Origin of the sequence: Vibrio crassostreae, assembly GCF_024347415.1 — a bacterium.
GTDB lineage: Bacteria > Pseudomonadota > Gammaproteobacteria > Enterobacterales > Vibrionaceae > Vibrio > Vibrio crassostreae.
This window is the reverse complement of sequence record NZ_AP025476.1, coordinates 2,765,094-2,784,785: the sequence shown is the minus strand read 5'-3', so window position 1 is coordinate 2,784,785 and position 19,692 is coordinate 2,765,094. Positions and strand designations below refer to the sequence as shown.

15 protein-coding genes are annotated in these 19,692 nt (G+C 44.9%); 8 read left to right on the top strand and 7 right to left on the bottom strand.

What is annotated here, in order from left to right:
• Position 1 precedes the first annotated feature (1 nt).
• Entirely contained in the window at positions 2 to 3,118 is a 3,117-nt protein-coding gene (ebgA, locus tag OC193_RS12375) for a beta-galactosidase subunit alpha (RefSeq protein WP_048664548.1), read from the bottom strand.
• 324 nt (positions 3,119 to 3,442) lie between these two features.
• Entirely contained in the window at positions 3,443 to 4,426 is a 984-nt protein-coding gene (ebgR, locus tag OC193_RS12370) for a transcriptional regulator EbgR (protein ID WP_048658119.1), read from the bottom strand.
• 393 nt (positions 4,427 to 4,819) lie between these two features.
• Here ebgR and galE point away from each other — a divergent pair, with 393 nt between their 5' ends.
• The 4 genes from galE (at position 4,820) to galM (ending at position 9,698) form a co-directional block, all read left to right on the top strand.
• A complete protein-coding gene (gene galE / locus OC193_RS12365) occupies positions 4,820 to 5,830 on the top strand; it encodes a UDP-glucose 4-epimerase GalE (protein WP_048658118.1) in 1,011 nt (336 codons plus the stop codon).
• A gap of 242 nt (positions 5,831 to 6,072) precedes the next feature.
• Positions 6,073 to 7,125 carry a UDP-glucose--hexose-1-phosphate uridylyltransferase gene (locus OC193_RS12360; RefSeq protein ID WP_048664549.1) on the top strand — a complete coding sequence of 351 codons (1,053 nt, stop codon included), beginning with the start codon at positions 6,073 to 6,075 and terminating at the stop codon, positions 7,123 to 7,125.
• A gap of 219 nt (positions 7,126 to 7,344) precedes the next feature.
• Positions 7,345 to 8,505 carry a galactokinase gene (gene galK / locus OC193_RS12355; protein ID WP_048664550.1) on the top strand — a complete coding sequence of 387 codons (1,161 nt, stop codon included), beginning with the start codon at positions 7,345 to 7,347 and terminating at the stop codon, positions 8,503 to 8,505.
• A 113-nt stretch (positions 8,506 to 8,618) separates the two neighbouring features.
• Positions 8,619 to 9,698, top strand: coding sequence for a galactose-1-epimerase (gene galM / locus OC193_RS12350; RefSeq protein WP_048658115.1), 1,080 nt, complete (start codon positions 8,619 to 8,621; stop codon positions 9,696 to 9,698).
• A gap of 219 nt (positions 9,699 to 9,917) precedes the next feature.
• On the opposite strand, the gene OC193_RS12345 is transcribed toward galM, so the two are convergent.
• Entirely contained in the window at positions 9,918 to 10,916 is a 999-nt protein-coding gene (locus OC193_RS12345) for a substrate-binding domain-containing protein (protein ID WP_048658114.1), read from the bottom strand.
• Between the two features lie 197 nt (positions 10,917 to 11,113).
• Between OC193_RS12345 and OC193_RS12340 the strand changes: the two genes are divergently transcribed.
• Positions 11,114 to 11,446: a tRNA-binding protein gene (locus OC193_RS12340; RefSeq protein WP_017060796.1), complete on the top strand. Its 333-nt coding sequence runs from the start codon at positions 11,114 to 11,116 to the stop codon at positions 11,444 to 11,446.
• Positions 11,447 to 11,526: 80 nt separating this feature from the next.
• Here OC193_RS12340 and OC193_RS12335 read toward each other — a convergent pair whose 3' ends face one another.
• Positions 11,527 to 12,081: a gamma-glutamylcyclotransferase family protein gene (locus OC193_RS12335; RefSeq protein WP_048658113.1), complete on the bottom strand. Its 555-nt coding sequence runs from the start codon at positions 12,079 to 12,081 to the stop codon at positions 11,527 to 11,529.
• 307 nt (positions 12,082 to 12,388) lie between these two features.
• Between OC193_RS12335 and OC193_RS12330 the strand changes: the two genes are divergently transcribed.
• Positions 12,389 to 13,573: an NnrS family protein gene (locus OC193_RS12330; protein ID WP_017063328.1), complete on the top strand. Its 1,185-nt coding sequence runs from the start codon at positions 12,389 to 12,391 to the stop codon at positions 13,571 to 13,573.
• A 67-nt stretch (positions 13,574 to 13,640) separates the two neighbouring features.
• On the opposite strand, the gene OC193_RS12325 is transcribed toward OC193_RS12330, so the two are convergent.
• Positions 13,641 to 14,648, bottom strand: a complete 1,008-nt coding sequence (locus OC193_RS12325) for an adenosine deaminase (protein WP_048658112.1) — start codon at positions 14,646 to 14,648, stop codon at positions 13,641 to 13,643.
• A gap of 354 nt (positions 14,649 to 15,002) precedes the next feature.
• On the opposite strand from OC193_RS12325, the gene OC193_RS12320 reads away from it, so the two are divergent.
• Positions 15,003 to 15,320: a DUF3622 domain-containing protein gene (locus OC193_RS12320; RefSeq protein ID WP_017056240.1), complete on the top strand. Its 318-nt coding sequence runs from the start codon at positions 15,003 to 15,005 to the stop codon at positions 15,318 to 15,320.
• 200 nt (positions 15,321 to 15,520) lie between these two features.
• Here the strand turns inward: OC193_RS12320 and OC193_RS12315 are convergent, their stop codons facing one another.
• Positions 15,521 to 16,567: a succinylglutamate desuccinylase/aspartoacylase family protein gene (locus OC193_RS12315; RefSeq protein WP_048664551.1), complete on the bottom strand. Its 1,047-nt coding sequence runs from the start codon at positions 16,565 to 16,567 to the stop codon at positions 15,521 to 15,523.
• 271 nt (positions 16,568 to 16,838) lie between these two features.
• On the opposite strand from OC193_RS12315, the gene OC193_RS12310 reads away from it, so the two are divergent.
• Complete coding sequence (locus OC193_RS12310) at positions 16,839 to 17,378, top strand: DUF3332 family protein (protein ID WP_048664552.1); 540 nt, start codon at positions 16,839 to 16,841, stop codon at positions 17,376 to 17,378.
• A 157-nt stretch (positions 17,379 to 17,535) separates the two neighbouring features.
• Here the strand turns inward: OC193_RS12310 and OC193_RS12305 are convergent, their stop codons facing one another.
• Complete coding sequence (locus tag OC193_RS12305; RefSeq protein WP_048658109.1) at positions 17,536 to 19,008, bottom strand: aminoacyl-histidine dipeptidase; 1,473 nt, start codon at positions 19,006 to 19,008, stop codon at positions 17,536 to 17,538.
• Positions 19,009 to 19,692: the final 684 nt, after the last annotated feature.

Genomic DNA, 19,692 nt, shown 5'->3' with positions numbered 1-19,692 from the left:
CTTATGCCTCGTTCTGTTGTGGTTGAGTTGTTGGCGTATTCGCCGTGAAGAACTCATCACCAAAGTTGTGATTGATTAGGTGTTGTGCGTCGCAATCGCCTGCTTGGAATGGAACCAGAGTTAAGCCGTAGCGGAACTCATCCATGTACACGCGGTAAGAATCCAATACTTCGCTGCCCCAAGAGTTTGAACCTAGGCCCATCACTTGGTGGTCTAGATTTAGGGTGATGTAACCGCTCTTCTCTAGTTCAATCGTATGCTGTGCTTGATGCAGGTTTTGGTTGGTGTAGAACCATGCGCTGAAGTTGATTTCTTGCTGTGGTTTCACCGCAATACCATTGCCAGCACGGCTTGAAAGCGCAGCCCAACGAACGTGTTGGCGGTTGCCGTTGTTTTGTGGGAACGGGTAGTTCTCGAACATGTCAGCCACGGTTGATTGGTAAACATCAATCATGTTGGCTTGCTTGCTGTCCTGGTAGTTCTCTTCAGGGCCGCGGCCGTAGTATTGAACTTGGTCGAAGTCGCCGTTGATACCCATATCGAAACCAATCACTGGAATCACGTGAGGGTAATCACCGTAACGCTCGCCGCTCAGTTCAACGTTTAGCTGACCTTCAGCACTGATCTGGTAGCGATATTCACAGCGCATGCCGAAATCGAATACCGGTGGAGCAATGATGCTGGTGGTCGTGATCTCTACCTTGCCGTTTACCTGTTCAACGTTCACGCATTCAAGGTCAATGCTACGGAAATGTTCCTGCATGATCTGCAGGTGTGCAGGTTCCCAGTAACCATCGTGCTCTTGCTTATGGTTATCGATCATTGGCTTGAAGAAGTTCAGCTTAGGCTCAGACTTAATCAGCTCCTCGCCATTCACTAACCATGACGTCAGCTTGCCGTTCACTTTTGAGAAATTCAGAGCAAAGTTGTGGCCTTTGATTAGGTAAGCTAAGCGAGACTCTTCAACATTCAGTGCCGTCGCATTGTTGTTAGTGAAGGCTTCAAGTTGTGCTGTGTTCTCTTTCACTTGGAACTGGTAAACCGCGATGTCGTGGTTCGCCTCGCTGTATGAAGTACGAGAATCTTTGCGCACCGTAAAGTTGACAAACACTTCGCGCTCATCAAGCTGTGGCAAGTTAAGCGTTAGTTCACGGCTAGAGTTCTCAGCCAGTTCTTCAACCTTGATGTGTTGTACGGCAATGGTTTCACCCTCAGCGCGGATTTCCGCAGTGATGGTGTAGTCATCGATATTTGAGAACCAAAGCTTGTTGTCTACTGTGAAGGTGCCCGTTTGTGCATCGAAATCGCGAAGCTTCACAGGGGCAATCACTTGCTTGTACTCTTTCAAGCCTGGGCCTGGCGTTTGATCCGGGTAGATCAAACCGTCCATGCAGAAGTTGTAGTTGTTCGGGTAGTCACCGTAGTCACCGCCGTATTTGTAGAACTCTGTGCCTGCTTCATCACGCGCTAGAATGCCGTGGTCACACCATTCCCAAACATAGTGACCTTGAATCGCATCGTGCTTGTAGAACACGTTTTGGTACTCGGTTAAACCGCCCGGGCCGTTACCCATCGCGTGTGCGTATTCACAGATGATGCGTGGCTTTTCGTGTGGGAATTCACCGAAGGCATTCATCAATTGAGCGCGTGAGTACATGGTTGAAATGATGTCGACCACTTCAGCGTCACGGTCTTCTTCGTAGTGAACCAAACGCGTGTCATCAATTGCTTTTGCTGCATCGTACATAGAACGGATGTTGCAGCCGTAACCAGACTCGTTACCCAGTGACCACATGATGATAGAAGGGTGGTTCTTTTGAGCGTGAATATGACGCTCGATACGCTCAACAAACACAGCTTCCCATGCTGCATCGTTAGTGATGCGGCTTAAGTCGCCAACGTTAGCAAAACCGTGTGTTTCAACATCGGTTTCGCCCATCACGAACAGACCGTAGATATCACACAGTTCGTAGAAACGTGGGTCGTTCGGGTAGTGCGCTGTACGTACTGAGTTGATGTTGTGTTGCTTCATCAACACTAAGTCTTTTTCTACGCGATCCATGCCAACAGCACGACCTTTTAGGTGGTCGTTGTCGTGGCGGTTCACACCATGCAGCATCACGTATTTGTTGTTGATGTAGAACAGACCATCACGAACTTTAATGTCACGGAAACCAACGCGTTGTGGGATTACTTCTAACACTTTTCCGTCAGCGTCTTTCAACGTCAGCAGCAGTTGGTAAAGGTACGGGTTTTCAGCATTCCATTGAACTGGGTTCACCACATCGATAGAGAATTGAGTATTCGCATTGCCATCGACATTTAAGTTATCTAGTGAGCCTTGCGAGATAACTTGGCTGCCATCAAGCAATGCGTACTCAAGGGTTGCGTTTGCCGCTGCTGCTAGGTTTTCTAGTTCCACTTTGCACGACAGGGTAGCGCTTTGGTAAGCGTCGTCAAAATCAGTGCGAACGGTAACATCTTGAATGTGCAGGTGTTCTTTACCTACGAGGTAAACGTCACGGAAGATACCGCCCGTCCACCACATGTCTTGGTCTTCAATGTAGGTTGAATCGGCCCACTGCATCACACGAATAGAAAGTAGGTTGTTGCCTGCTGTTACCTGGCTAGAGATATCGAACTCAGCGGTTAGGCGGCTGCCTTTGCTGAAACCTACATATTCGCCGTTTACGTACACTTCGAAGTAAGTTTCAACGCCATCAAATTTGATGATGGTTTGTTTTTCGTCCCAGCTTTCGCCAAGGAAGAAAGAGCGTTGGTATGCGCCGGTTGGGTTGTCTGATGGTACGAAAGGCACATCAATTGGGAATGGGAAACCTTCATCTGTGTATTGAAGATCGCCGTGGCCTTCCATTTGCCACATGTTTGGAACCGTGATGTTGCCCCAGTCGCTCATCTCTTGAGAGTAAAACTCTTCAGGAACTAATAGCGGGTTGGTGAAATAGCTGAAATTCCATTGGCCACTCAATAGTTGGAAGTGGCTGCTCAGTTCACGCTGAAACGTTTTTGCATTTTTTTCTGATGCGTATGAGAAGAAGTATGCACGCGGTGCCATACGGTTCTCATGTAAGTTCAGGAAGTTTTCCCAGTTGTTCACGTTGCCTCTCTCTCGGTCTAAATGCAGTTTGCTGACCGACGTTCTTATGCGTAATTGGGTCGTAGTGAATACGAGTATTTTTGGACTGAGGTAATTATTAGTAAAAGTTTTACTAAATGAAATTGTTGAAAACGTTTTACTTTAACTTCATCACGTTTTTTATGGTCTTTTTACGGTGCTGTGTGATCCACTTAAAAGAATGCCATTGGCTGTTTTATACAACAGGTTAAAGAGGGGGATATGTGTCGATTGGTGTATGTGATAGGCACAAAAAAGGCCACCTTCAACAAAGGCAGCCTTTATTTATCTACTTGATCTATTTAACTATTTTGTTGTATCACGCAGCTTAAGTTTGCTTGGTACATAGACGCGTAATGGGATAGTTCGGCCGTCGCGTACTTTCTCAATCAGCAGGTTAACGCCTTGAATTCCCATCAGTTCAGAGTGAATACGAACAGTTGATAAAGATGGGAAGGTAAATTTAGCTGTTGGGATGTCGTTTACACTGATCAGTGCAATATCTTCAGGAATGTTTAATCCGTGCTCATGAACTGCTCGTAAAACGCCAATTGCGATGGAATCTGACGCAATAAACATCGCTTTAGGGTAGTCGCCCGTCGCGAGCATCTGTTTTGCAAGCTTGTAACCTGAAGAGCTAGAGAAGTCACCGCGGTAGATGTCTTGCTCACTGACAACGTTCTTGAGGCTGCCATATTCTGCGAAGGCCACTTCACGAATATCTGGGGTGTTGACGTCATCTTGGCCACCAATAAAGCCGATGCGCTCATAACCTTGGTTGATAAAGAAGTTGGTGATCTCTTTGCTGATCAAAGCCAGGTCGATATCGACAGAGTCATAAGGTTCTGAGTGATCGGTAAAATCGACATAACAAATATTATCGCTCAGTTTTTTAGCTTGCTCGATAACCTCTGGTGTCATTCGTCCGACCAACAAAACACCTGTTATCGGCGCTGAGTTTATCTGTATTTTACTTTCATAACAGTTGGTTAGCTTAACCTCCATCTTTTCGCATTGGGTTTCAATTCCATGGCGAATCGATAGGTAGTAAGGGTCGTTAACTTCAGCTTCTTGCTTGTAGTTATACAGTGCTAGGAAGTGATGGTTTTGTTTTTTACTGCTAACAGTTTTTCGTGAGCTGCTGGTTTTGTATTCCAACTTCTCTGCAATTTCAAAGATACGCCTTTTGGTCTCTTCCTTGACGCTTAATGTTGGATCTTCATTGAGAACCCTTGAAACTGTAGCCAATGATACATTCGCTTCAGTCGCGATATCTTTTAACGTTGCCATACTCACTTCCTGTTATTGGAACATTGCGCTGCTTTGAAATTGGTATTTAGTAAAAAAGCAATGCACCTCTTTATTCTACAGACCTATTGTAATCAAACTGGAAGTCATTGCATTAACTTTTAGTAAAATAAATGCTCAACTCATCTGTGATGTCTCAAATCTAACTATCTATAATTATCTTATTAAAATTCAATGAATTAGAAGTTAATGGCTATACGTTATCTCTATGCCATGTTCTGTACCAATGATGAAAGTTAGTGTAAACGTTTACACTTCGTGGTTTTGATCACAGAATTATAGTCAAAATGGCTGCTACTATTTCTGGCATACGGTGCTACTGAGCTGAATGTCAGTTCGAGTTAGCCCACGAATGACGACAAAGAGAGGTTGATTGTGAAAGTACTGGTTACGGGCGGCATGGGTTACATCGGAAGTCATACATGCATTCAAATGATACAGGCAGGTATGGAGCCAATCATTGTTGATAACCTTTGCAACAGCAAAGAGCTAGTGCTGGAACGAATTGAATCGTTAACTGGCAAGCGACCAACGTTTTATCTTGGCGACATTCGTGACCAATCTTTTCTAGATAACGTGTTTTCAGAAAACGATATCCAAGCCGTGATTCATTTTGCTGGTCTGAAAGCGGTAGGCGAATCAGTCGCTAAGCCTTTGGAGTATTACGATAACAACGTCAATGGTTCATTGGTGTTAGCTCGAAGCATGAAGAAAGCGGGCGTGAAAAGCATCGTATTTAGTTCTTCGGCTACCGTTTACGGCGATCCAGAAGTGGTGCCGATTACTGAAACTTCACCAACTGGCGCGACAACCAACCCTTATGGTCGTAGTAAATATATGGTCGAAGAGTGCTTAAGCGATCTGTTCAACGCGGAGAACGATTGGAGCGTTACTTTACTGCGCTACTTCAACCCAGTAGGCGCACATCCATCGGGCACTATGGGTGAAGACCCACAAGGTATCCCAAATAATTTAATGCCGTTTATCGCTCAAGTAGCTGTAGGTCGCCGTGAAAAACTGGCTGTTTTTGGAAACGATTACCCAACAGTCGATGGCACAGGCGTTCGTGACTATATTCATGTAATGGATTTAGCGGACGGCCATGTCGCAGCACTAAAAGTGGTTGGTGAGAAAGCGGGCTTACACATTTACAACCTAGGTACGGGCAAAGGCTCAAGTGTACTCGAGATGGTTGAAGCCTTCGCACAAGCATCAGGCAAACCGGTTCCTTATGAACTTTGCCCACGCCGCGCAGGTGACATTGCCGAATGTTGGGCAAGTACTGAAAAAGCAGAGCGCGAGCTTGGCTGGAAGGCGACGCGTAGCGTGATGGAGATGACAGCGGATACATGGAATTGGCAGTCGAATAACCCGAACGGCTACTAGCCTGTGTAATTGAAGCTGCTTAGCTGCATCTCTAATTTCTTTGGGGAAGGCAGAGATAAGAGATGAGAACAGAGAGATTCCAGATATCTCGTACCTCGATTCTGGAATGACGAATTTTAAAACTACGATTTCTGAACGTCATTCCCTACAGCGAGGAACGAGCGTGATAGGGAATCTCCTTGTAGAAGAATTATTCATCTTGGTGAATTGACCAAGACACAAAATTTGAGAGCAATCTAAACATGTCAAAAGTTGAATTTAACCCAGTAGATCACCCGCATCGTCGTTATAACCCATTAACAGGTCAGTGGATCTTAGTATCACCGCACCGCGCAAAGCGTCCTTGGAGTGGCCAAGATGAAAAGCCATCGACCGAGCAACTTCCTGAGTACGAGAAAGAGTGTTTCTTGTGCCCAACCAATACGCGTATCTCGGGCGATGAAAACCCAAATTACGACGGCACTTATGTATTCAGTAATGATTTCGCGGCCTTGATGCCTGATTCGCCTGACGCTCCAGAGTCTGATAACCCTCTATTCAAGACTCAAGGTGTACGTGGGTTGAGCCGCGTGATCTGTTTCTCTCCGGACCACAGCAAAACGCTGCCAGAGTTACCAGTAAACAAGATTCGCGGTGTGATTGATACATGGAATGAACAGATTGAAGAGCTAGGTAAAGACTACCTATGGGTTCAAGCGTTTGAAAACAAAGGCGAGACCATGGGCTGCTCTCAGCCTCATCCACACGGTCAAATTTGGGCGAACAGCTTTCTGCCAAACGAGATTGAACGTAAAGAAAAGCTTCTAAAAGAATACTTTGAGCAACAAGGTTCAAACCTATTAGTGGATTACGTTGAAGCTGAAATGAAAGACGGCTCACGCACTGTCGTTGAAACCGAACATTGGATTGCTGTGGTTCCTTACTGGGCTGCGTGGCCATTCGAAACCATGTTGCTGCCAAAAACACACATTCGCCGCATGAGTGAACTGACTGACGAACAACGTGATGACTTGGCACTTGCGATTAAGAAGCTAACGAGTCGCTACGACAACCTATTCCAATGTTCATTCCCATACTCGATGGGCTGGCACTATGCGCCATTCTTTGAAGAAGGTACGGATATCGATCATTGGCAGTTGCATGCCTTGTTCTACCCGCCACTGTTACGCAGTGCTTCGGTTCGTAAGTTCATGGTTGGCTATGAAATGCTGGCAGAATCTCAGCGTGATTTAACCGCAGAACAAGCAGCGCAACGTCTTCGTGATTTGAGTGACGTTCACTATAAAGAGCAGTAATACGTTGCTTCGTAGATAACGAGCGAGATCCCTGATATCTCGTCCCTCGATTCTGGAATGACGGCAGGTGAGAAGCTTGGTTGCTTCGTTACTTAGGAGTCGATGTTGTCATTCCCTATTGTGAGAGATGAACGAGATAGGGAAATCTAAAAGAATTAAAGTGGTGCCGTGAAGGGGCCATAACCAATTGAACAAAGAGTTTAACCAGAGAGTTTACTTATGTCTGACCTAATCCAAAACGTGAAAGCATCTTTTGAGCAAGTCCTTGGCTACCAAGCGACTCATATTATCCAAGCACCAGGTCGTGTGAACCTGATCGGTGAACACACCGACTACAACGATGGTTTTGTTCTACCGTGTGCCATTAACTACCAGACGGTAGTCGCAGCGGCTAAACGTGACGACAACATCGTGCGCGTAGTGTCGGTGGACTACGGCAATGCTGTGGATGAATTCGACCTAACTCAAGAGATCACATTTCAACAAGACAAGATGTGGGCTAATTACATTCGTGGTGTGGTGAAGTGCTTAAAAGGTCGCGGTTTTGAATTTACAGGTGCAGATATCTCTGTAACGGGCAACGTGCCTCAAGGTGCTGGCTTAAGTTCTTCTGCGGCACTGGAAGTGGTGATTGGTCAAACATTCAAGGTGCTTTACAACCTAGAGATCAGCCAAGCCGAAGTGGCGCTTAATGGTCAGCAAGCTGAAAACGAATTTGTGGGCTGTAACTGCGGCATTATGGATCAAATGATCTCGGCTGAAGGCCTAGCGAACCATGCGATGCTTTTGGATTGCCGTAGCCTAGAAACTCAAGCGGTTTCAATGCCAGAAGACATGGCGGTGGTGATCATCAATTCAAACAAGAAACGTGGCTTGGTCGACAGTGAATACAACACGCGTCGTGAACAATGTGAAGAAGCGGCGCGCATCTTTGGTGTTCCGGCACTTCGTGATGTGACCATTGAACAGTTCAAAGCGAAAGAATCTAAGTTGGACGAGATGGTTGCTAAGCGTGCTCGTCACGTGATTACTGAAAATGACCGTACCGTTGAAGCGGCTCAAGCTCTGCGTACTCACGACATGAAGCGTATGGGTGAACTGATGGCTGAATCGCATGCATCAATGCGTGATGACTTTGAAATCACAGTCAAAGAGATTGATACGCTGGTTGATATGGTCAAAGAAGTGATCGGTGAGCAAGGCGGTGTGCGTATGACGGGCGGTGGTTTCGGTGGTTGTATTGTGGCTTTGGTTCCACCTGCATTGGTTGATGAAATTAAAACAACTGTGGAGCAGAAATATCAAGCGGCGACGGGTCTAAAAGAATCTATTTATGTGTGCCAAGCGAAAGACGGCGCCGGCTTAATTGAAGTAATCTAACAGCTTCGAGACTTAATATAGAGCTTACCAACTAAAAAGATCATGGTAGGCCAAATACTAAAGCCTTTACCTCAAACGTAGAGGCTTTTTACTGGCAGTAGAAGGAATTTAGAATGACACAAGCGCAGAACCTGCATCAATCCATGACAGAAACTGCAGCCTATGATGGCCAACCTGCTCAGCTTGTCACGCTGTCGAATGTACACGGCATGGAAGTGACATTCATGGATATTGGCGCAACGTGGTTGAGCTGTATCTTGCCAGTAAAAGGAAATAGAAGAGAAGTGCTATTGGGTGTTAACTCAATGGATAATTTCGAGAAGCAAGCCAGCTATATGGGCACAACCGTTGGCCGTTATGCTAACCGCATTGCCAATGGTCGCTTTAAAATTGATGGTCAGAACTACAAGCTGGAAACCAACCAAGCGGGCAATACCTTGCATGGTGGTCCGAACGGTTTTGATAAACGTCGTTGGAATATTACCGAGAAAACTGAAACGTCAGTGGTGTTTACTCTTGAGTCTGCTGATGGCGACCAAGGATTTCCGGGGAATTTGAATGTGTCGGTGCGTTATGACATCACCGAAGACAATCGAGTTTCCATTAATTACTCTGCAACCACCGATAAGCCAACCGTGGTTAATCTAACGAATCATGCTTACTTTAATCTACTTGGCGCAGAAGCCGGACACGATTGCTTGTCACACATTGTCAGCATCAACGCCAATCAATTCTTACCGACCAATTCGGTAGGTATCCCGTTAGGCAACCTTAAATCGGTGAAATCGACCAGCTTCGACTTCAATCAGCCTATGATGATCTCAGAGCGTTTGTTGGGTGATGAACAGCAGAAAGCAGCAAAGGGTTACGATCACTCTTTTTTATTGGCTGACGGCTGCAAGCGCACTCAATGTGCCGCTACCGTAACCTCACCAGATGCGCTCGTCACACTAAAAGTATTTTCAACCAAACCTGCGATGCAGCTATACACCGGAAACTGGCTTGGTGGCACACCAAACCGAAGTGGTGGTAGCTATGAAGACTACGCTGGTTTGGCGCTAGAAACCCAGTTCTTACCTGACTCTCCTAACCACCCAGAGTGGAAGCAGGACAGTTGTATTCTCAAGCCTGAACAAGAATATAACTACAGTACCTGTTACCAGTTTGAATTTTCGGGGGATTCTTCAAACTAGTACGCTCTAGCTCAAAACGGTTACGCCAATGTCTTTTGCTTGTGAATAGGACGATGTGAATTATCGCGTTGTTCTTGGGGGATGAGCAAAAGTGGCGCTCAACAAGAGTGCGGTTTATTAAGCGCGATTGTTGAGTATCCGAGTAAGGTAGGAAAGCCCTAACAGAAGCGATTCTGTTAGGGCTTTTTTTTGTTTATTGCTTGGTGAGTAGACTAGAGCTTAGACTTTCTCTACCGAATTACGGCGTACCAAAGTCGGAGAGAACATCATTGGCTCAGTTGAGGTGTTTTCACCTTTGGCTAGGTGCAACGCGAGTCGTGTCGCTTTCTCTGCCATCATCTGAATTGGGTAGCGAATGGTGGTTAGCTTTGGATGAACATAGCGGGCAATCAAGCCATCATCGAAGCCGATGATCGACATTTCGTCCGGCGCTTGAATACCGTTTTCATCAAGGACAGATAAAGCACCTGCTGCCATGTAATCGTTGTATGCCACAATACCGGTGATTGGCAGTGATTTAGTCAAAAGGTTAGTCATGGCGTATTCGCCACCGTCACTGGTGGGTGCTGAGTATTCAATATAGCTGTCAGAGAGCGCAATTTTGTAATCAGAGAGTGCCGCTAAGTAACCTTGGATACGTTCATCGGCATCTTCAATGCTATGCGATGAAGCGATACAGGCAATATTCTGATGACCATGGCGGATCAGATATTCAGTCGCAAGATACGCGCCTTTTTTGTTGTCCAAGAAAATACAACGGTTGGCAATCTCTGCAATATAACGGTTGATCAGCACTAAGCCTTTGACTTCTTTTGCATAGGCAATCAGTTCTTCGTCTGTCAGGCCTTTTGAGTGGATCACCAAAGCATCGCAACGGCTGTTAATCAGTAACTCAATCGCTTGTCTCTCTTCTTCACGATCGTGTGAGCCATTACCGACAAGGATATGTTTTCCGTTCTCACGAGCGACATTATCGACAGCCTTAACTAGCGTGCCAAAAAAGGGATCGGAGATGTCACCGACCAATACACCAACAGTGTTGGTGCTTTGGCTTACCAGAGCGCGAGCATTGGCATTCGGGCGATAGCCGAGTTTAGACATCGCTTTAGTTACAGACTCTACCGAGCTTGCACTCGCCTTGGGAGACTTGTTGATCACTCGAGATACGGTTGCAACAGAAACACCAGCTTCCTTTGCTACATCTTTAATTGTTGCCATTTTTAACCTCTATACATTGCTGCATCTATTTAACACCGACAATGATAGTAAGGCAACGAAACTCTCATTTTACTTCCAGTAATGAGATCTTTACCGCTTGTAATTATTAGGCTTAATGCTAGTGTAAACATTTACATTTTACTTAATTTTAGTAAATGATTTGATGGGTGAAAATAAATCAATATAGGAAGTGAGAAATGGATACTGTCTCTTATGGTGACTTTGCTAAGTTAGAAATGCGTGTCGGTAAGATCATCGAGGTTGTGCGTCATGAAAATGCGGACAAGCTTTACATCGTGCAAGTGGATGTGGGTGACAAAACGCTACAAACGGTGACCAGTTTAGTACCTTATTACACAGAAGAAGAGTTAATGGGCAAGCAGGTTGTTGTTTTGTGCAATCTAGCGAAGGCGAAGATGAGAGGCCACACTTCTGAGTGCATGTTGTTATGTGCCGAAACGGAAGATGAATCTGAAAGTGTATTACTGACACCTGAACGTGCGATGCCAGCAGGTATTCGTGTCGTTTAAGCTCTCTTTAGGTTGGTGATCTAATGTGTTCACCAACCTAAATTAACTCGCTATGTATATTCATTAACAAGGTACATAAGCTAGCTTCGTACAGTCAGTATCAAGCCATCAATTACACTGTGGTGGTGATCGGAAACCCCAGCAAGATTGCCGTATTTAGGCTGGTGGCGATCATTTTCTAATGGGTGATGCCAACCTTGTGTGTGTTTAACAAAGTGCGCCGCAAAGCTTTCAGACACCTCTAAACATCCTGCCAATACCGTGTCGACATAGGTTTGAACGATAGGGCTGTTTTCGCAAGGAGCCTCAATCTCGTCTTTGATGTAAACCCAGATCGATTGATCCTGTTTGAACTCATTTTGGCTTTCTATCTGAGAGGCCTTTAATTCGATTCGATGATAACCTCGCTCACGGCGATCAAACTCAGCCAGTGCAATATCATCCACCTCAAGCAACACACCATTCACCTGTCCCTTGCCGAGATTGACGATCAAAGGTGATAAAACATAACTGTCATCGATCTTGCTCCAATGGCGAATTAAGCCATGAACAATCGCAGGGACCGCTTGCCCAGTCTGACCGGTAAGCTGGCGTGAAGATGAGTTGATTAAGCTACCATAACCAAAAATATACATCGCATTCCTTGTCTGAGTTGTTCCATTTAAGTCTAGTCTTACTATATGTGTCGTTTCATCAAAAGTCAGCCGTTTTTATTTTTATACACTTGCGAGTTAAATTGACTCTTTTAATTGTATTTAATTGACTCGTTTTTGACTTGAAAAAGTGCGTTGATTGTTGTTTTTAAAAGGTTTCTCTGTTTGGCGCGTTTCGTGCATTGTTGAAAGTAATATGGCAGTAGAAATTACTGCATCACGAATTTGACTATTAAATAGCAATTCCCAGAAGCCACACTTGGCTTGTTATCTGAAATGAGGAACGAGTTTGTTAAATATCACAGATAAAAGTGTAGAAGATGCAATTCCTGCTTATCTTCGTTTGGGGTTTAGACCTTTCTTCTTTTTAGGCAGTCTCTATGCTGTGATCGCGATTGTGGCTTGGGTCATCATGTTCCAAAACGGTCAGCCAGAAATGCTAAAAGTACCGGCGCTTTGGTGGCACGTACACGAAATGCTGTTTGGTTTCTCAATGGCGATAGTGGTCGGTTTTGTGTTAACGGCTGTACAAACGTGGACGGGTGTCAACGGAACCAAGCACTATCGGTTAGCTGCCCTTGTTGGCTTATGGATCGCACCTCGCATTCTGTTTTGGACACCTGCTCCGTTATGGTTGATCTCGTCGGTTGAGGCGTTGTTCTTAATCTTCGCCGCCTACGAAATTGGTTTTCGTGTCGTGAAGTCGAAAGGCTGGAAGAATCTGTTCTTTGTACCACTGTTTATTTTGGCTATCGTGGCGAACTTTGCTAGTTACGCGACCATTAAGGGGATGCCTCCATTTCCTTCATCAGCGGTATGGCAAGCGATGTTGTGGTGGTTTACGTTGTTGCTGTCTGTAATGGGTGGGCGAGTTATTCCATTCTTCACGGCGCGTCGTTTTGATTTTGAAAAAGCTCAACCCTTAGTTTGGTTGGAATGGCTAGCGAATCTACCTTTGGTTGGTTTATTTGTGTTGAGTTTCTTCCCATTGACCTTTGCTCAAGTCGGCAATGAGTTGATGGTATTTGCAGGTGTAACCCAATTGGTACGCTTTATCCGCTGGAAGCCTTGGACAACTTTGTCTGAGCCTTTGGTGTGGTCGCTGCATGCGGCTTACCTATGTATCCCTCTAAGCTTGCTGCTACGTGGTCTGTTAGACAACCCGTTCGCGAGCCACAATATGCTGCACTTGTTTGCGATTGGTGGTCTGAGTGGGTTAATTCTTGCGATGATTACACGCGTGACGATGGGGCACACCGGTCGTGCTATCTATAAAGGGCCAAGTATGGCTTTGGCGTTCTCGGCTATTTTTATCGCGGCGCTAGTACGTAGTCTAGGTGTGACCTTTTTCCCGGCGTACTTATTTGAGATGGTCAACATCAGTGCGGGTTTATGGACGTTAGCATTTGGGCTATTTATCTGGAAGTTCGGCATGATGCTATTAACACCAAGAGTGGATGGTCACCCGGGCTAAGCTAATTGGTTATCTACCCATGCTGAAAGGGAAGCTCTGAGCTTCCCTTTTTGATCTTCATAACTCATTAAGTATTTGCAACAAGGTATTGGCGTACCTGTGTAATGAGATCTTCTTTGGCGTGAGGCGAGATGAAACTGGCTTCGATGGCATTAATACTGAATTGCGCTAATTCGTTTTTCGTCACTGGGTGAGCATTGGCGACGGCGAGGAAGTTATCATTCATATAGCCGCCGAAGTAAGCGGGATCATCGGAATTGATGGTGACGCACAGCCCTTTTCTCAACAGCTCGACGATGTTGTGCTCTTGCATGGTGTCGAAGACCTTGAGCTTAGTATTCGAGAGTGGGCAGACCGTCAGCGGTGTGCGTTTGGCTATTAGCTGCTCCATCAGCTCTTCATCTTCTATACAGCGAACGCCATGATCAATTCGGGTAATGCTTAGCAAGCTCAGAGCGTCAATAATATTTTGCGCAGGGCCTTCTTCTCCGGCGTGCGCGACGGTTAGAAAACCTTGATTGATGGCTTCTTGGAAGACATGTTTAAACTTCTCTGGCGGGTTGCCTTGTTCTGATGAATCTAGCCCAACCGCAATGATTTTGTCTTTGTAAGGTAAGACCTGTTTGAGTGTCTCGAACGCGCTGCCTTCATCGAGATGACGCAGAAAACACATGATAAGTTGGCTGCTGATCCCGAGTTCCTGTGTGGCTTGCTCTAGTGCTTGGGTAATGCCGCCTACAATCGTGTCAAAGGAGATGCCACGTTCAGTGTGGGTTTGAGGGTCGAAGAATATCTCAGTGTGAACCACATTATCTTGCTGGCACTTCAACAGATAAGCCCACGTCAGATCGTAGAAGTCTTGCTCATGAATCAGTACGTTAGCACCTTGATAGTAGATATCGAGAAAGGATTGAAGATTGTGGAACTGGTACGCCTCTCGTATTTGGTCAGGGGTCTCAAAGGGAATCGACACGTTATTACGCTTGGCGAGCTCGAACATTAGCTCTGGTTCTAATGTACCTTCTATGTGTAAGTGCAGCTCAACCTTCGGTAAATGTTTGATGAAGCTATCCATAGCAACTCCTTAGCTATTTTAATTATGGGCGGAGTAGGTGAGGCAGTAGAGTCTATAAACCTGAGCAAGCAGGTATCTCTTTCATTTATCTCTGTTTGAGCATAGTTCATTTCATTGTTGTCGATAAAACAGGGCAGAAATTGATGATGAATTGGAAGTTATGAACTAACAGAAATCAAGCGCAAACGATTTTCAGCATTGGAGTGTGATCCGCTGCAAATATTTGCAGCAATATTCATTGATTTGTGCTCTAATACCGCGCTTACCAAGGGATGGTGTTAAAAGATGCTCACTTAGATGGAGTTATCAAAGTTGACCGATCCCTTAATGATCTCCCTTAGGAAAAAATAGAACATGTCTAAGAACAAAAAATTTGATATCCGCCTTACAGAAAAACGCAACGGTTGGTGTGCAGAGATTACTCGTCAAGTAACGTCTCGCAGCACTACAGTATCTAAGCGTGAGTCTGGTTTCGAAACTGAAGCTCTAGCACAAGAGTGGGCAGAGAAAGAGCTAGCATCTTTCATCGCTAACCAAGCTGAACGTAACGAGCGTAAATCAGAGCAGCGTAAAGAGCGTGACGAACTACGTCACACTAAAGAGCTTAAAGCTGAGCAAGCACGTGAAGCGCGCGCTAAAGCTCGTGCAGAAGAGCAAGAAGACGCTGAGTAATTCAGTGCATGATTAATTTATAGATCCCTTAATTTTAAGATAAGGGATTTGTAAAAAAAGCCCCGATATAACTTTTCTCTTTCTAGTTAAAAGTATATTGGGGCTTTTTAGTTTGTGGAGTTCTGTTTTATTGTGTTTAAGAGCACGGTTTGGCTTCTCGCTTTTAACGTCGAGCTCTTAAACTTTTAAGCATTGCCTGATTAGTTATTCAGCGCAGTTAGCCAATCGTCTTCTGCTACTTCTTCAATGTAGCTTTCTACTGATTGTCCTACTTCTTCATCGTCTTGCTTAAAGTAAGCAATATGGAACACAGCATCACCTTCGTTTACCAAAGGTAGAGTTTGTTGACCAATCACGATACCGCCTTTGGTTGTGATCACTTGGCCCTCTTGGTGACCTAATGGAGAACTGATGTAAGCAAGGGTTTGTCCTGCTTCAACTTGTTCGCCAAGTCTTACCATGTTACGCAAAATACCGTCTGATTCCGCGCGGATCCAGCTGGTGGATTTACTCAACACAGGCTCTGGCAACTTTTTGCGGTTAGGGCGCAGCATGCCGATTTCTTTCATCACTTGATGCACACCAAGATAACCCGCACGAATCGCTAGATGATCAAAACGCAGCGCTTCACCACCTTCGTAAGTTAATACAGGAATCCCCAGTTTTTCTGCTTCGCTACGCAGTGAACCGTCACGCAGTGGTGAATCGATGATCACTGGTGTTGCGAATGCTTTCGCGATGCGCATTGTTTCTGGATTTGATAGGTTTGCACGAATCTGAGGCAGGTTGGTGCGGTGAATCGCGCCCGTGTGTAGATCCAAGATGTAATCACAGTGCTTTGCCACGTTCTCGAAGAAAGTGTAAGCGATACGTGATGTTAGCGATCCTTTCTCACTACCTGGGAAGCAACGGTTTAGGTCGCGACGGTCTGGTAGGTAACGAGACTTATGGATAAAGCCGAACACGTTAACGATAGGCACGACAATCAAGGTTCCTTTCAGTTTCTTTGGATCGATAGCATTCGTCAGTTGTCGAGCAATCTCAACACCGTTTAGCTCATCGCCGTGGATCGCCGCATTTACCATCAGTGTTGGGCCTGCTTGGCGACCGTGAATAATTTCAATCGGGATCGAAAGTGGAGAGTGCGTGTAAAGCTGAGCAGCTTGCAGTTCAATCTCCATTCGTTGTCCTGGCTGAACAGTATTACCAAGTAATTCGAATGGTTGATTAGGTTTTAGTCTTGCCATTTAGGTTGTTCTCAACATGGTGATAATTCGTTAACACGGAATGTATCAATCGTTGATTTTTAGTACGAATCAATTGCTTTACGGTGACGACAAAAGTTTTTTATGAAGGGGCTTATGAATTGGTTTCAGTTTTTTATTTGGTTAATTGAAGGGTGTTTCAAATTGTGAATTTTCTGACAATACATTGATTTAGCGCTGATATTTGTCATTTGGTTCGTTGGTATTATCCACCGCCATTTTTTGGCGGCCAAATTAAAATATCGAGATCAAAATGAAAAAAACAATTTCAAAAGTTGTAGCACTAGCAGTGGTATCTGTTGCTTTGTCTGGCTGTGTTGGTAGCAACGCAGTAACGGGTTACCTAATGAAGTTCAACCTTAAAGCGGTTGATAACCGTTACGCACGTGGCGGTTTGAACTTACTGTTGGCACCTGCGTACGGTCTAACGGTTGCAGCGGATTACCTAGTATTCAACTCACTAGAGTTCTGGACAGGTAGCAACCCACTAACGGGTGCTCCGCACATCTTTGATACTAAGGTTGATACTTACCTTGATATTAACCATCAACTAGATCCGTCTCTAACAGAAGCACCGGTAGGCCCAATCACTAATGTAAATATGATCGAAAAAGGTCAGATGCAGCAGATTGATGAAAATACAATCCAAATGGATATCACTTACCAATCTGGTGAGCGAGCGACACTAATCGGTGTTCGTGATGGTGAGATGGTAACGTACTTCATCGATGGCGAAGTGGTTGCACAAACTTCAATTGATGAGCTAGAGAACTACGCAGCTTCACGCGCTTAAATTTTTTGCTTATTACAAAAATTAGATACAAAAACAGGTACTCAATGAGTACCTGTTTTATTTTGTGTCTATAAACGGTGTTTACTGAAAAGTGCTATTTAATGAAGAGCCCTATTTATTAGAAACACCATTTATTGAACAAACATAGCTTATCGAATTATGCTTTTTCTGGGATTGCTTCAAGCAGTGCAACCATTTGGTTCCAGAATAGCTCAACGGTGTCGATCTTCACTTTCTCATCAGGAGAGTGCGGGAACTTGATCGTTGGGCCGAAAGAAACCATATCCATATTCGGGTAAGGTTCTTTGAATAGACCACACTCAAGACCAGCATGGATAACCATGATGTTTGGCTTGTGACCGTAGATACCTTCGTACATGTCGCGGAAGATGTGCATGATTTCTGAATCTGCGTCTGGCTTCCAACCTGGGTAAGCGCCAGAAAACTCGATGCTCGCGCCTGCTAGTTCAGCAACAGAATTCAGCATGCTTTCAACTTGGCTACGGCCAGAATCGATCAAAGAGCGAATCAGGCAAAGTACAGTGATTGAGTTCTCTTCTGTTGTGATAACACCAACGTTTAGAGATGTTTCAACAACACCTTCAATCTCGTCGCTCATACGAATCACGCCGTTTGGCGCAGCGTTTAGTGCAGCGATAAAGCGAGCTTGGTCAGCTGCTGCAAGAGCGCCCATTTCAACCGAAGCTTCTTCGTTGAAAGTAACAATGCTGTCTTCTACTTTACCTAGCTCAGTTGAAAGAAGCTCTGTGTAGTCGTTGTATAGAGAAGCCAGTTTCTCTTGGTTTGCAGCAGGTACTGCAACCGTTACGAAACCTTCACGAGGGATCGCATTACGTAGGCTACCGCCTTTGAATTCGACGATGCGTAGGTCTAGCTCTTTCGCGTGACCCGCTAGGAAGCGAGCAAGCAGTTTGTTTGCGTTTGCACGGCCTGTGTGGATATCACAACCAGAGTGACCGCCTTTAAGGCCTTTCAACGTTAGCTTGCGTGTTACGAAATCAGCAGGAATTGCATTACGTGCAACTTCAAATGTCATTGCGCCGTCGATACCGCCAGCACAACCCATGTACACTTCGCCTTCTTGCTCTGAATCGGTGTTAAGAAGGATATCGCCTTCTAACCAACCCGCTTCAAGACCGAAAGCACCAGTCATGCCTGCTTCTTCGTCTACTGTTAGTAGAACTTCGATAGGGCCGTGCTGGATTTCGTTTGAAGCAAGAACCGCTAGGCAAGAAGCCATGCCCATGCCGTTATCAGCGCCAAGCGTTGTCCCTTTTGCTGTAACCCACTCACCATCGATGTATGGTTGGATTGGATCTTTAGCGAAGTCATGAACGGTGTCTTCGTTCTTTTGTGGAACCATATCGATGTGAGCTTGTAGCACCACACCTTTTTTGTTTTCCATACCCGGCGTTGCTGGCTTCTTGATGAATACGTTGCCCGTTGGGTCACGACGTACATCTAGGCCTTGCTCTGTTGCCCAAGCAATAATGTATTGAGCAAGCTCTTCTTCATGCTTTGAAGGGTGTGGGATTGAGCAAATCTTATCGAAGAACTGCCAAATAGGGGCAGGGGATAATTTACTGATCTCAGAATGGAATTCAGACACGGATGACTCCTTTTTTATTTGATAACCATATATTTAGGGTTTTTATAGGTGAAAACTTAGAACAAAAATCTAAAATATGGGTCTGTTTTGATGGCAACAGCATACCACTAGAGTGTTTTGACGAGTAGCGGTTCTAAACCTCAAATAGCTCAAATTTTGAAAGCGATCTTGTCCATCTGATCATGATTAAGCGCTTTGATGCTTATAAATGACACAGGCAAACGTTTGTTTAATTCTTTTCTGTAATTTAATTACGAAAATAAGTTTGAAAAATAACCATAAATAGCCAAAAGTGTGACGTATAGCAAAAAATGCTTGTAATCTTTTTTCTTTAGGGTATATTAATAACCAGCTTCTGAGACGAAGAGTAAATGCTCAAAGGATGAGTCCGTTTTATCGCCTCCAAGGAACCGAGAAATCAAATTTGTTTTTTATTGATTTATTAAGGTGATAGTTATGAAAGGTTTACCATCTGCAATGTTCTGGCTTAACAGCTCTGTTTACACTAGCAACTTTGCATACCCTACAAGCTTTGGTTACTAATACCGTAAGCATGTAACTCGAACAGTTTTGTTCACCCCTATATATTGGAATTCTTTTACAGCCCTTTTGGTTGACAGATTCTACCGCCACTCAGTTTTGAGTGGCGTTTTTTTTGCCTGCTACTTTTCCAAACCGCTTTAT

What these genes read in the sequence shown, in the direction of transcription:
- OC193_RS12320 (WP_017056240.1), top strand. Translation starts at nt 15,003, where the DNA reads ATGTCTAAGAACAAAAAATTTGATATCCGCCTTACAGAAAAACGCAAC.
- galK (WP_048664550.1), top strand. Translation starts at nt 7,345, where the DNA reads ATGTCTGACCTAATCCAAAACGTGAAAGCATCTTTTGAGCAAGTCCTT.
- OC193_RS12340 (WP_017060796.1), top strand. Translation starts at nt 11,114, where the DNA reads ATGGATACTGTCTCTTATGGTGACTTTGCTAAGTTAGAAATGCGTGTC.
- OC193_RS12310 (WP_048664552.1), top strand. Translation starts at nt 16,839, where the DNA reads ATGAAAAAAACAATTTCAAAAGTTGTAGCACTAGCAGTGGTATCTGTT.
- ebgR (WP_048658119.1), bottom strand. Translation starts at nt 4,426, where the DNA reads ATGGCAACGTTAAAAGATATCGCGACTGAAGCGAATGTATCATTGGCT.
- OC193_RS12360 (WP_048664549.1), top strand. Translation starts at nt 6,073, where the DNA reads ATGTCAAAAGTTGAATTTAACCCAGTAGATCACCCGCATCGTCGTTAT.
- galM (WP_048658115.1), top strand. Translation starts at nt 8,619, where the DNA reads ATGACACAAGCGCAGAACCTGCATCAATCCATGACAGAAACTGCAGCC.
- OC193_RS12345 (WP_048658114.1), bottom strand. Translation starts at nt 10,916, where the DNA reads ATGGCAACAATTAAAGATGTAGCAAAGGAAGCTGGTGTTTCTGTTGCA.
- OC193_RS12335 (WP_048658113.1), bottom strand. Translation starts at nt 12,081, where the DNA reads ATGTATATTTTTGGTTATGGTAGCTTAATCAACTCATCTTCACGCCAG.
- OC193_RS12315 (WP_048664551.1), bottom strand. Translation starts at nt 16,567, where the DNA reads ATGGCAAGACTAAAACCTAATCAACCATTCGAATTACTTGGTAATACT.
- OC193_RS12325 (WP_048658112.1), bottom strand. Translation starts at nt 14,648, where the DNA reads ATGGATAGCTTCATCAAACATTTACCGAAGGTTGAGCTGCACTTACAC.